11 protein-coding genes and 2 pseudogenes are annotated in these 12080 nt (G+C 55.0%); 6 read left to right on the top strand and 7 right to left on the bottom strand.

The window, feature by feature from the left end:
• Positions 1–103: 103 nt before the first annotated feature.
• From KGA88_RS30640 to KGA88_RS30650, 3 genes are all read right to left on the bottom strand, one after another.
• The gene (locus KGA88_RS30640; RefSeq protein ID WP_223596525.1) at positions 104–304 is read right to left on the bottom strand and encodes an AlpA family phage regulatory protein; all 201 of its coding nucleotides are present in this window, start codon (positions 302–304) and stop codon (positions 104–106) included.
• Positions 305–413: 109 nt separating this feature from the next.
• Complete coding sequence (locus tag KGA88_RS30645) at positions 414–1169, bottom strand: hypothetical protein (protein ID WP_223596527.1); 756 nt, start codon at positions 1167–1169, stop codon at positions 414–416.
• Between the two features lie 295 nt (positions 1170–1464).
• Positions 1465–2445 carry an AraC family transcriptional regulator gene (locus tag KGA88_RS30650; RefSeq protein ID WP_223596529.1) on the bottom strand — a complete coding sequence of 327 codons (981 nt, stop codon included), beginning with the start codon at positions 2443–2445 and terminating at the stop codon, positions 1465–1467.
• A 186-nt stretch (positions 2446–2631) separates the two neighbouring features.
• On the opposite strand from KGA88_RS30650, the gene KGA88_RS30655 reads away from it, so the two are divergent.
• Positions 2632–3816 (top strand): aldo/keto reductase, encoded by a 1185-nt coding sequence (locus KGA88_RS30655; RefSeq protein ID WP_223596531.1) that lies wholly within the window; start codon positions 2632–2634, stop codon positions 3814–3816.
• 225 nt (positions 3817–4041) lie between these two features.
• On the opposite strand, the pseudogene tnpC reads toward KGA88_RS30655, so the two are convergent.
• A pseudogene (tnpC, locus tag KGA88_RS30660) lies at positions 4042–4993 on the bottom strand (IS66 family transposase); the annotation flags it as partial.
• Here tnpC and KGA88_RS30665 point away from each other — a divergent pair.
• Positions 4992–5186: pseudogene (locus KGA88_RS30665) on the top strand (hypothetical protein); the annotation flags it as partial. The pseudogenes tnpC and KGA88_RS30665 overlap by 2 nt on opposite strands.
• Positions 5187–5362: 176 nt before the next feature.
• On the opposite strand, the gene KGA88_RS30675 reads toward KGA88_RS30665, so the two are convergent.
• Both KGA88_RS30675 and KGA88_RS30680 read right to left on the bottom strand, forming a co-directional pair.
• Positions 5363–6784: a carboxylesterase family protein gene (locus KGA88_RS30675; protein ID WP_263296307.1), complete on the bottom strand. Its 1422-nt coding sequence runs from the start codon at positions 6782–6784 to the stop codon at positions 5363–5365.
• Between the two features lie 16 nt (positions 6785–6800).
• A complete protein-coding gene (locus KGA88_RS30680) occupies positions 6801–7748 on the bottom strand; it encodes a helix-turn-helix domain-containing protein (protein ID WP_223596543.1) in 948 nt (315 codons plus the stop codon).
• Between the two features lie 143 nt (positions 7749–7891).
• Between KGA88_RS30680 and KGA88_RS30685 the strand changes: the two genes are divergently transcribed.
• From KGA88_RS30685 to KGA88_RS30695, 3 genes are all read left to right on the top strand, one after another.
• Complete coding sequence (locus KGA88_RS30685) at positions 7892–8323, top strand: YybH family protein (protein WP_223596546.1); 432 nt, start codon at positions 7892–7894, stop codon at positions 8321–8323.
• Between the two features lie 127 nt (positions 8324–8450).
• Entirely contained in the window at positions 8451–8864 is a 414-nt protein-coding gene (locus KGA88_RS30690) for an MmcQ/YjbR family DNA-binding protein (RefSeq protein WP_223596548.1), read from the top strand.
• Between the two features lie 140 nt (positions 8865–9004).
• Positions 9005–9355 (top strand): TfoX/Sxy family protein, encoded by a 351-nt coding sequence (locus KGA88_RS30695; RefSeq protein WP_223596550.1) that lies wholly within the window; start codon positions 9005–9007, stop codon positions 9353–9355.
• Between the two features lie 287 nt (positions 9356–9642).
• Here KGA88_RS30695 and paaG read toward each other — a convergent pair whose 3' ends face one another.
• Entirely contained in the window at positions 9643–10434 is a 792-nt protein-coding gene (gene paaG, locus KGA88_RS30700; protein WP_223596559.1) for a 2-(1,2-epoxy-1,2-dihydrophenyl)acetyl-CoA isomerase PaaG, read from the bottom strand.
• 426 nt (positions 10435–10860) lie between these two features.
• Between paaG and KGA88_RS30705 the strand changes: the two genes are divergently transcribed.
• Positions 10861–11661, top strand: a complete 801-nt coding sequence (locus KGA88_RS30705; protein WP_223596562.1) for an IclR family transcriptional regulator — start codon at positions 10861–10863, stop codon at positions 11659–11661.
• Positions 11662–12080: the final 419 nt, after the last annotated feature.

Consider the following 12080-nt stretch of genomic DNA (forward strand, 5'->3'; position numbering starts at 1 on the left):
GTTCGGCGCCTCTGCACTGGGACACGACTGCTAAGCTTATCCACAATTGCTGAAGCAAAAATCAGCAATCCGCCCTGGGTCAATTTTCAATCGGCAGGGTGGGTCAGTTTTCAATCAGCGCCGACACCCAGCCTACAGCGCGCAGTCCAATGCGTTTGGCTTGAGGGAATTTACCTTCCTTCATCAAGTTGTAAATGTGGGCACGCTTGAAGCCGGTTTTTCGCTCCACCTCGTCACGCCGCATGATGTGACGCTCGACCTGCAATTGAGGTGTTTCGACGATGGTTGAGGATTGGCTGGACATGCTGGTCACTCCTGGCGCCGATTGGCGTGTGGTGGTAAGTGACCTGGATTCAATACCAGAAAATGTGCTGAGTCATTGCAATGCAATTGACGGGATTGCATTGCAATCCTTACGGCCTGGCTTGGTTTAGACTACGTCGGGCAGCCGCAAATTTTTCATCCAGTGAACGCTTGCTCAGTCCGGGAACCTCACCGTAATGCGCAGTTATAGAGTCGACAATAGATGCTTGGCTATCGAAGATAGAATGACGCCTTCCGCTTTCAGTAGAGCCAAGCATGGTATTGACCAGAGCTCCAATTACGTTGAGAAAGCCGGCTTTACTCTGTCCGCTGATCTCTTTTGCCGAGTCGGCAAGCGAGCGAATATTTTCTCGCTCCAATCCAGCAGCTGCCAGTTCTGCCATGAGCTCCTGGAGCTTTGTCTCGGTAGAATTTAGCTGCACCTGTAGGGCGTCCCTATCAGCTAGCAAAATCAGATATGTCCCGTAGCGTATCGATTCCTGGTCAGGTGTGATTTCGTGAAAAAGAAAAGAGGGACGCTCCTCCGGATAGTGATGAAACATCCACGACTTTAGATCCGAGTGCCGGATGGTCAGCAGTTTGAGATCGACAGGGGTACCAGGTGAAACGGTGATGCCGAGCATCCCATAACGCAACTCCTGGTTTCGTACTGCATCCAGAATTCTCTCTAAGTTCTTGTATAAATAGGGCCATTGGGGGAAGGCCGACATGAGGCGCTCAGGATAATCCCACGTCAACTCGAGAATGCTCGTTTCGTAATTTACCAAACCACACCAGCGTATAGCCGCTTCGATGGGTCTGTAGAACAGTTTTTCATCAGAGCTATAGGTGTTAGATCCGTACATAGAGGTAGCCTCCTATCAAAGGGCAGACCCGCTAGGTACTGTCTAAAGATCTACTGAAGTGACCTAGGCTTCCGTGCGGTTGCTGTCCAGTGTTTCCTAGATGCTGAGCAAGTATTTTTCGTCCTGATTGAGTTGATCAGGCGCTTTGGGGCAGCGCGATTTAACCAACGTAGATACGCAAGCGATCCTGTCGACTTTACCCGTTAGTACTTCTTTCCGAGCTCCTGTTCATCACAGTATTTCACCCTCGTCTTGCCTATGCTGTGGGAACCTACCCGTGCCATGCTTGGTGCGGCTAATCGAGCCGCCCACCATTTTCCCGTGCGTGCTTGATGTCTTTCGAGGGTGGGGCTCCGAAGCGCCGAGCATATTCGCGGCTGAATTGAGCGACGCTTTCATAGCCGACTCGTAACGCGGCGGTGTTCACGTCTACCCGATCCGTCAACATCAGGCTGCGCGCGGCTTGCAGCCGTAACGATTTTTGATACTGAACGGGACTGGTGCCTGTCAGTTTGCGAAAATTGTGGTGTAGCGTGGAGCTGGCCATTCCTGATCGTTGAGCGAGATCGGCCACGTGCAGCGGTTTGTCATAGTGATGTTTCAGCCATTCAATGGCTCTCACGATGCCCTTGTCACGGTAACCATCGCGAGTGACGCTGCGCAGCCACTGGCCCGCACCACTAAGCAGCAGCCGAACGCATATTTCCCGCTTGATAAGATCCGACATCAAGCCCGCTTCAAGCGGCCGTTCGATTAGTGTGGAGAGTCGATTGAATGCGTCGAGCATCTCGCCCGACGCCGCACCAGATGCGAAGCCCCGTGCTTCAGAAGCCAATTCCTGCTTGGGTGGTTCCAAGGTCTGGATCACCTCGTTGAGCATGGAAAGATCGAGCTTCAACACAACGGATAAATAGGGGGTCTGCTCGTTAGCCGCGGTAACGCGAGCCAATGTGGGTATATCGACCGAAGTGACGAAAAACGTCCCCTGCCCGAACTCACAGACTTCCTCACCGAACGTGATCTCCTTCGCCCCCTGCAGAATGATTGCCACGCACGGTTCATAAACGCAGTACGTGGGCGTACCCAGTTCGGCCATTCGATAAAAAGTCAGGCCGGGGATCGATGTTGAGCAGACCTCGTTCAAACCAATCTGGATTGTGACTTTTTCGATAAGTCTTCTAAGTGCCTGAAGGCGTTCGTTGGGCTGAACGGGTTCGCCCTCGCTCAGGGAATGCGCATGGCCGACACCAAACTGCGAGAAGGAACCGCTCGTCATCACATGCGTCCTGTTAACGGAGTATTTGAGTGTGCTGAGCGTGCGTGCCTAGCACAAGCGTATCGGCAGGATTATGCAGAAAATATGGCGTATTAGGCTCACCGATTACTCCTCGTTGCTCTAGTTTCTAGTTTGAATGCGGGCTTCGATGAGCCCCTGAACCCTCAGTCGCGAAAGGAACGTTGGATGGACAGACGAGATTTTCTTACCTATTCGGCGGCGGGTGCTGTTGCAGCCGCTTTACTGCCAGCATCGAGTCGCGCCAGTTCTGTGGCTACAGCCCCGGCGCCCTCTTCGTTAACAGAGCGCGGAAGCGTGATGCGAACAAAAGGGCGACTTGTACGCGCAGACCTGCCCCTCAATTTGCCCTCACATGCAATGAGGTACATGACACCTCAACGCTTTGGTATGGGCGGGACGCAGGTCGGAAATATTTTTGCGCCGATCAGCGACGAGCAGGCGAGTTCGGTTCTGCAGGCCGCTTGGGGGGCGGGCGTACGGCTTTACGATACGTCCCCGTTCTATGGGTTTGGCTTGAGTGAGTATCGTCTAGGGCGTTTCCTGCATGGCAAAGATCCAGATGACTATGTGATCTCCACCAAGGTCGGCCGCGTATTGACGGCCTCTGGTGGTCAGCGTGCGGACCATGCCATTTGGAAGTCGCCGGCGCCCTTCAACTACCGATACGACTACACCGCAGCAGGCGCGCGTCGTTCCGTAGAAGACAGCCTGCAGCGACTGGGGCTGCCACGTATCGATATCGTCTTAATCCATGACCTCTCGCCAGATAACACTGAACTGGAGGGTGGATGGGAAGCGGCGTATCAAGTTGCGCGCACAGGGGCGATGGTTGAGCTTGAAAAGATGCGTGATGAGGGGCTCATTAAGGCGTGGGGCTTCGGAGTCAATACACCGAATGCTGTGGTTCAGGCATTGGCCAGTGATGACCCGACTCCCGACATCGTGTTACTAGCCTGCCAGTATTCCCTCCTTGACCACGGCGATGCGTTGCGCAGTACCTTTCCTGCGTTGAAAAGGAAGGGCACCAGCGTTGTGGTTGGAACACCACTGAATGATGGATTTTTGGGAGGTCGCAGCCGATATAATTTTAGCCAGGATCTACCTCCCGGTGCGGTAGAAAAGCGCGCGCGAATCATGGCCGTTGCCTGCCGACATGGCATCGACATTCATACTGCTGCTTTGCAGTTCGCAGCAGCACATCCGCAAGTGTCCGCGATCATTCCGGGGGCGCGTTCGCCGGGGCAGGTAGTTTCCAATGTAAAGGCGATGAAGGTCGGTATTCCAGCAGCCTTTTGGGAGGAGCTGAAGAGCCAGAGCTTGATCGATGCTCAGGCACCGGTTCCTTCCTGAGTAGGCTCTACGCCCGCGCTACCTGCTATGTGAAGCTCACCTTAGCGAGCTCTGCTATGCATGTGGCGCGGGAATATGCTGATTGAAACTCTTCAGCATTCTGCTGGGGGTGACAAGATTTAGTCCGCGATTTTCTTACAGTCTGCATAGACTTTTTTCATTCCTGCCGATGAGCATTGCATCATCAAACTGCAAAACCCCAGCAGAATGCCACCGCGAGCAATGCAAGCTCATGATCGCCGCAGTCCGTTTTCCGCTGCGTCGCGATCCGGCGAAGAGCCAGTTCTTGCGGCCAAGAGCCCATGGTCGGATCTGATTCTTGGCCCAATTATTATCAATGGGTACGACCCCGTCATCGAGGTAGCGTGACAGCGCTGCCCAGCGTTTCAGGCTGTAATCGAGTGCTCTGCTGATAGCCGAACCTTCGGGCACAAGATCACGCTGGGCGATCATCCAGGCATGCAGCCTATCCATCATGGGTACGACCCTTGCTTGCCGTATTCGGCATCGTAAATCCGACTCCAGGTCGCGCACTTCGCTCTCGATTTCGTACAGCAACTGGTTGTAACGCAGGGCCTGCTCGGCGAGTTGGCTTTTGTTCGTGGCGTGCAGTTCGAAGAACTTGCGACGCGCATGGCCATGCAGCCGATTTCGGTAACACCAAGTTCGAAACTGACTTTGTAGCCGCCAAAATCTTCGCAGACCAACTTACCTTTCCAGCCTTGCAGGAAGTTGCGAGCATGCTCACCGGCGCGACTGGGGCTGACGTCGTAGACGACAGTGGCTGTTTCGCAGAATTGGCTGGTGGCGTAAGCCCAAACATAAGAACGGTGGGTTTTCTTCGAGCCCGGAGCAAGCATTTGCACGGGTGTTTCATCCGAGTGCACGACCTGCTGCCCGATCACTACGTCACGCAGGGCATCGACCAGGGCTGCAACTGCACGCCCGTAACGCCCACCCATTGAGCTAAAGTCGAGCGTGGAATCGCCAAGCCAGCGCGACCAAAAATCGATTCCTGATGGTAAAGCGGAAGATGATCAGCGAACTTCGCGATCATGACGTGGGCAAGTAATCCGGCAGTCGGGATGCCCTTGTCAATGACCTGCGCCGGTACAGGTGCTTGGATCAGCGTTTCGCAGTCATCGCAAACCCGCTTGCCACGAATATTGCGTTCAACGGCAGACAAGACCCTGGCCATGTTCATCCGCTATGTTCACATCGAGGGCAAGCCGGTGCGTAACGCGGCCGAACTGGTTGCGAATCGACGCAAGACGATTCACCGGGATGCAAGAAGTCAAGGAGGTAGCAGTATGACACGGCGCAAGGCGTCTGCCGTTTCGACGACAGCGCCAGACGCCAGACGGGCTTGATAGTTGATATTTTTTGGTGCCTGCCGTACTTCGTTGAAGGGAACGCTGTCAACATCGGTACCGATGCTGCCTTCATGTCGAAGTACCAATAATTGTCCTTCTTTGTCTGGGGCATTTTTTGATCGCCCTCGTCCGCGGCGTTCTTGGTCGAACTTGTTGCGGCGATTTATGGCAGATCAGGTGCGTTCGATGCCCGCGAACGTGCGCAGGACTTCGGCCGAGTGGGCAGTAGGGTCGTATGGTGGGTTGCCGATGCCGTGTGAGGTGGGTTCCGTGGTCACTGCATTCCACAGCCGGTCGTGCTTGCCTTCGGCGAAGTCGAGGAGGGCGTTGCAGACAAAGGTGTCGCGGATGGCTTGCTCGTCGCTTTGCCCGGGGCGTTCCTGTCCAACGATACCGTACATCTCGGTGCCGTGTACCGCATGCGCACCCTCGACAGGGCCAACGCTGAGCAGACGGGCATTTCCGCCTGCGGCGGCGTGGGCAAGCGCCGCACGTGCGGCTGGAAGGGTGAAGGAATAGTCGGTATACAGTGCTCCACGAACCTCCGCCGGAGTGCGTCCATTGACGTCATAGGTGGCAACGATGCGCCGAGCACGGCTTCTGGGAATGCGGCCCTTCAAGGCGAACACATCGATGATGTTGTCGATGCTGCCCGGGTCGAACGTCGGATCGTTGATGACGTACCAGTCAACTTCGTGAGTGGTGCTGCTGAACAGGATGTCGATGTCAGAGCGCCTCCCGGCCTCGATGGCACGCATGGGATGGCCTGTAAGAACGGCACCAGGTTGCGTGTGGTCATCGACGATGCTTGTCGTGGTGTTATCGATGCTGTGTCTCTGCCCGAACTCACGCGGGCTGACCTTGATGAATGTCTGGATGAGAAGTTTCGGATCCAAAGTGAGCAGCCTTTCGGGATCGTCCGCGATGCCGAGTTCTGTGAGGAACGTGATCGCGAGCTCTTCGGCCCACCAGGCCGGAACGATACGGGACGCACCGCCGGAAAACGCCGCAAGGCGCTGGTAGAGACCGTCGGCGGTCGGAGCGGCGAGGAGCGCGGTCGTGCAGTACGCTCCAGCGCTATGACCGGTGACGGTGACGTTCTGAGGGTCACCGCCGAATTGGGCGATGTTCTCCTGCACCCACTTGAGTGCGGTGATGATGTCCTGCAGGCCGAGGTTGGTGGCGTCCGCGAGCACGCCCCCGTAATGGGAGAGCGAGAGCCACCCCAAAGGGCCGAGCCGGTAGTTCAGGGATACCCCAATGGCGCGCCCGGTCGCGGCCAGACCCGAAGCGTTTGAGGTGGTCTGGGTGTTTGCGCCGACTTCGAAGCCCCCGCCGAAGATGTAGACGATCACGGGGAGCTGTTCGTCGCCGGTGTCCTTGGGTGCCCAGACATTGAGGTTCAGGCAGTCCTCGCTCAAGCCGTTGTCGGCTTCGAGCCAGCTCGTGTCGCCGACTTGGAGCGGCGCGGGCCCCTTCTGGTCATAGGGTAGGTCCGGGTTGAACGGCAGCAAAGTGGGTCGGCGAAAGCGTTCTGCGCTGGCGTAGGGGATTCCCAGCCATGAGCGGATCGAGTGGGCAGCGGTATTAGTCATGAGTTCAGTTCTCCCGTTAAGGGTGTGTGCTGGTTCCATTTGCAGATCGGAATTGCTGAGGCGTAAATCCTGCGACGCGCCTGAAAAATTTACTGAAATGCGTTGCCTCTTTAAAGCCGAGATGATCGGCGATCACGCCGACGGGCCAATCAGTGTGTATCAGTAGACGCTTCGCCTCCAGACCAAGGCGTCGTGAAACATACTCCTTAGCACTGATGCCTTCAGCGTCCAGCGTGGCACGCGTAAGGCTTCTCTCGGTGCACCCCATTTCAATCGCGTATGCACCGATGCTTTTCCACTCTACGAAATGCTGCTCTACCAAGGCCTTGAAATGATGGAAACGCATCACCGCTGGTCGCCTCCGCAGGTCATCCGTACGTTTGTCCCTATAGGTAATAGCAATCCATGAAACCAGCGCATAAAAGCAATATCGCAGATGAGACTGTATGTCCTCGACAAATTGCGCCGGTCGGCCCGGATCATGCTGCGAATGCTCTGAGCTGCTTTCGTCATTGAACGCCGCGTCCTGCCTCATCCATTCGATGGCGGATTCTGCACGCTTTAGATCCACGGCATCGATGCGGACGTAGGCTGGAAATCGATCTATATCGAATCCCGTGCGAGGATCCTCACGGGATGACTCGGCCCGAAGAAAATCCGGACGTACTAACACTATCCAGCCATCCCAATCTTCGCCCTCTCCAAAGTTATGCGCCTGCCCAGGGCGAACCATGATCATGCTCCCAGCCCCGCCTGAGCAGGCCTGGAAGTCTAGCATTTGATTGCACTGGCCTCCGGTCACCAGTATCAGCATATAGAACGTGTAGCCGTACGTTCGGCGCATGCCTTTCGGGCTTGTCCGTCGACGCAGGTCTGAGACCCGGAACACCTCCAGGCCATAGGGGTACGAACCTTCGGGCTGGTAACGAATTTCCTTGACCTGATTCCTTGATGATCCCGTCATTTCATAGAGTCCTTTCAACGATGAGATCACGTTCTGTTACGACCAGATTTGTCCGAAAAGTATCTGAAAAACGTAATTTGTGCCTTTATTTATTATATGAGGGTGCGCGAAAGTATCATTTTCAGGCTAAAGGGAAACTAGCTATGAATAACAACCTTCAAAAGGCCGCGCAGGAAGTGTTTGAGCTGGAGCGCTCGCTCAATGATCGGTGGAGTGCAGGAGACAACCGCGGTTATCTCGACAACTACCATGAGGACATTAGCTACTTCGATCCTGCTCTCGATGGCCTGCTGGTGGGGCGCGACGCCGTCGTCGAGCACATCCAGAAACTGTATAAGAATCCATATATCGTGCGCAGTGAGTATCTCAACCCACACGTGATCACTAGCGAGGCAAGTGACTTGGCCGTCCTGAGCTACAACCTGCGTAGCTATGTCGCGGATGCCAACGGCGAAGAGCAGTTGTTACGCGCCTGGAATGCGACAGAGGTCTACCGGAAGATCAAGGGCACATGGCGTATCGTGCATTCGAACTGGGCAATAACGCAGTCCATGACAACGCCATCGGCCTCCTGATCGCGGAACGCTGCTCTTCTCGCTGCTTGCGGAGGTAGTCCTCAGTAAGAACCCGCAAGGATCATCGCCAATGCGCTCCTCTGACGAAAACACGCAAGTCCTAGGGCTTGTCTAAAAAGGGATTCGTATGAACGTCCGCGATTCTGGTGGCCAGAGGCTATGTACTAGAAGCCTATCGCAGCGCCAGCTCCAACCGTTGGCTCGAAAAGTGGCGGCGTCGCTGTCAGGCGTAAGCCATGGCCGCCCATTCGTGGAAAAGCTGGATGTGTACAAGGTTGGCGATAAAGTTTTCATGATCGTGACCGATGATCCCGACGAGAGAATCATCACACTAAAAGCTGATCCACATCATGCGAGTGCGCTGCGTGATCACTTCCGAACGGTGACTACCGGACGCTACCTGGACAAGGGACACTGGATCTCCATCGGCGTGGGCCGGGGCATCACCCCGCAGTTGATCACTGAACTGATCGAGACTTCCTATCAGTTGGTCGTCGAAACGATGCCGGAGCGTGACAGGCCCAAAAAGGACAGGGCGTGAGCTAGAGGGCGATTCAAGCTATCGAAGTGCGTGGCACTCAGGTGCATCACCTGAAAAGCATCGACGTATCGATCCCGATGAGCAGACGATCTTAGTCTGGACTGCGCCGGAAAAGTCACCTCAGTAAAAGGAACCCAGCAATGACCCAGCAATCCCAGAAAACCCAAGCACTTGCAGATTATTATGTAGACCAGCTCTCGTCCTGGGCAAAGATCACGACACGGCCTCTGTTCGGTGCCGTTGCACTTTATCGGCACGATCATGTCTTTGCCATGGCTTGGCATGGGTGCCTCTATTTCAAGGTTGATAACGACTCGCGCAAGAACTACGAGACCGCAGGTTCCCATCCCTTGGGTTACGTGAGCGAAGGCGAGGAGCATGCGCTGAAGTCCTATTGGGAAGTGCCCGCCGACGTAGTTGAGGATCATGAGCAACTGCAGCAGTGGGCGGAGCGGGCCTACCGCGCGGCGGTCAAGAGCGCGAAGGGTTGATCGCCGGCGATGGTGCTACCAGCGAACCCCAGAAATGCACATCCTTACCCTGAGGATCGCTTCGCGTCACAGGCGAGGCAGGAGCCGTATGCGGTAGTTCCGCACGTACGGACCTGTGCAGGGAGCGGCAGGTAATTGCCGTCCCTACCGCGCCCGTTCAAGCTCGAGTCAAGCACAATGCTGGTACTTCTGAGTATTTTCAAAAGCCGGGCGCGGCAAAGAAAGCGGCCGCTACAAGAAGCTATACGGGATGCGTTGGGCAAACGGGCTTTGAGTCCATATCGAGCCTAGCGCTCGTTAAAGCGAGGCAATCGTTTTTCCAGGAAAGCACCGACTCCTTCGATATAGTCCGCGCTATTTCCTAGCGTACGCATGCTCTCGCGCTCCAATGCAAGCTGTTGATCCAGATCGTTACCTATGCTGGCGTGCAGCGCCTGCTTGATGTGGGCATGAGCTAACGACGGACCTGATGCCAGCCTGCGTGCTAACGTCTCCACGGCAGTGTCAAACTCCTCGTCCGGAATCGACTTCCAAATCAGCCCCCATTGCTCTGCTTGGTCCGCGCTAAGTTTGTCACCTAACAACGATAGCCCCATTGCCCTGGCACTGCCGATTAGGCGCGGCAAAAAGTACGTACCACCAGTGTCTGGCTGTAGGCCAAGGTTAACAAAAGGCTGCAAAAAGAAAGCAGAGGATTTCGCTACGACGATATCGCAAGCCAGTGCGAAATTCGCTCCGGCTCCGGCGGCTACTCCGTTCACCGCAGCAATGACCGGAATGGGCAGGGCTCTTAAGTTTCTTACGAGTGGCTCATAGTAACGCGCCACGGTAATACCGAGATCAACGGTACTCCCGCCGGACATTTGACCTTCCGACAAGTCTTGCCCAGCACAGAACGCCCGTCCGGCCCCAGTAATTAATAGAACGCGTACGCCGTTATTGGCCTGCATCAAATAGTGCATCACCTCCGCAATCTCGTGGTGCATGGTTTCAGAAAAACTGTTGAGCTTACTCGGCCGATTAAGCACCAGCCGAGCAATGCCCTCCTCAATACTAAAAAGAACGGTTTCGTAGTGCATAGTGTTTATGGCTGCCCAGGACGTGTTTAGCGATGATGTTTGGTTGAAAAACGGCTGATCCGCCGACAATAGTCGACTGGCGAGCTTGGATGAAGTTGCTCCCCGGATTCAGACGGTCTGACCTTGGTTGAGGAGCCAGCAAGTCACCGAGCTCGTCCGCCGTCTCAGCCGTGAAGTCCGTGACGCGCTGGCTAAGCTCGCTCTGATCAAGTGTCATCATAGAGACCTACGCTCCCAGCTAAATTCCTGTTGATTCAACCCTGTCGATCTCCGTAATTTGATAAACGGTCACAAGATATGCGATTCGTAACTGTGTGGTTCAACACAGAGGAACCCTATCTCTGGTAGCCTCCTTTTAGTAGCTTAACGTCCAACATATGGATATTTAAGCTGCATTCTAACAATCATGGAAATCTCAGGTCCCACATGACTTCCCAAACGTCAACTTCAGAAGAAGCAGCTTCCCAGAGTTCGGGAACCCAAAGCCTTGAACGGTCGATTGGCCTGTTAAAGCTGGTAGCGGCCAACAGCCACAGGGGGCTGCGCCTGGTTGATCTAGTAAGGCTTAGCGGTGTGGAGCGACCGACTGCGTACCGTATGGTGCAGTCGCTCATGAAGCACGGCTTGCTTTCGCGCCCAACTGGCTCAACCCGGTATGTGCTCGGCGAGTTCTGTCGGGAACTTGGGGCCCAGTTTGCTGACCGACTGGATTTACGCTCAATTTGCAATCCCGTCTTGAAAGCCATTTCAGAAGAAACGGGGAACAGTTCATTCTTGATTATTCAGATGGACCTAGACTCTATGTGCGTTGCGCGGGCCATCGGTGGCTATCCAATCCAGGTTGTGGCGGTCAGGGTTGGTCATCGGCAACCTTTGGGCGTCGGGGCAGGAGGGTTGGCAATTCTGGCTACTTTGTCCCGTGCCCAACAACAGGAGTGCTTGCGCGCTAACGCCCGTCGACTTACCGGCTACGGCTCGCTGAACGTTTCTACGTTGCGCGCGATGATCGCTGCTACCCAAAACCGCGGATATGCAGTGATTGGTCATTACAGCGCTCCGGGCGTTATTGGCATAGGTGTGACATTGAGAAACAGCGTAGGAAAAGTGCTAGGAGCGATCACCACTGCTTCTTTAGACAGTCGGATGACAAAGGAGATGCAGGAGAAATCAATGCAAATCGTCAACCGGCACATATTGTCTATTCAGGAACGCTTAGATTTGCTGTGAAATTTTAGTACGTGTTCCCGCCTAAATCCTCCAGCGTTTCGCTATCACCCATCCCGCGAATAACCGGCACAAGCCGCAGTTTTCTTAGGACAAGAATCAGCTTTTAGCGCCCCGGAGTGTCCGCATCGATTTCATCTGGCTTGCTGCCGAGCCAATGGACGCGCGCGCGGGCACCGACACCGTGTTGGCCAGAGTCGTCGCGGTGTGCGGTGCAGCTACGCGAAAAAAGCACAAGCGCTGCATCTTTCGTTTGGCCTGCGACGAATACTTGAGTGCTTTTTCCTCATGGCTCCATTTTCTCAAATGTTGGGGCCCTCTCGATTTCCGTGCCTGTTCACTTCGTTCCGCTTTAGTTCGTACTTCTCATAATTCCAAACATGACGTGAGCCGAGCGGGGGCGTGAAACGAACCCTGTGGAG

Origin of the sequence: Pseudomonas sp. A-R-19 (assembly GCF_019956575.1) — a bacterium.
Classification (GTDB): Bacteria; Pseudomonadota; Gammaproteobacteria; order Pseudomonadales; family Pseudomonadaceae; genus Aquipseudomonas.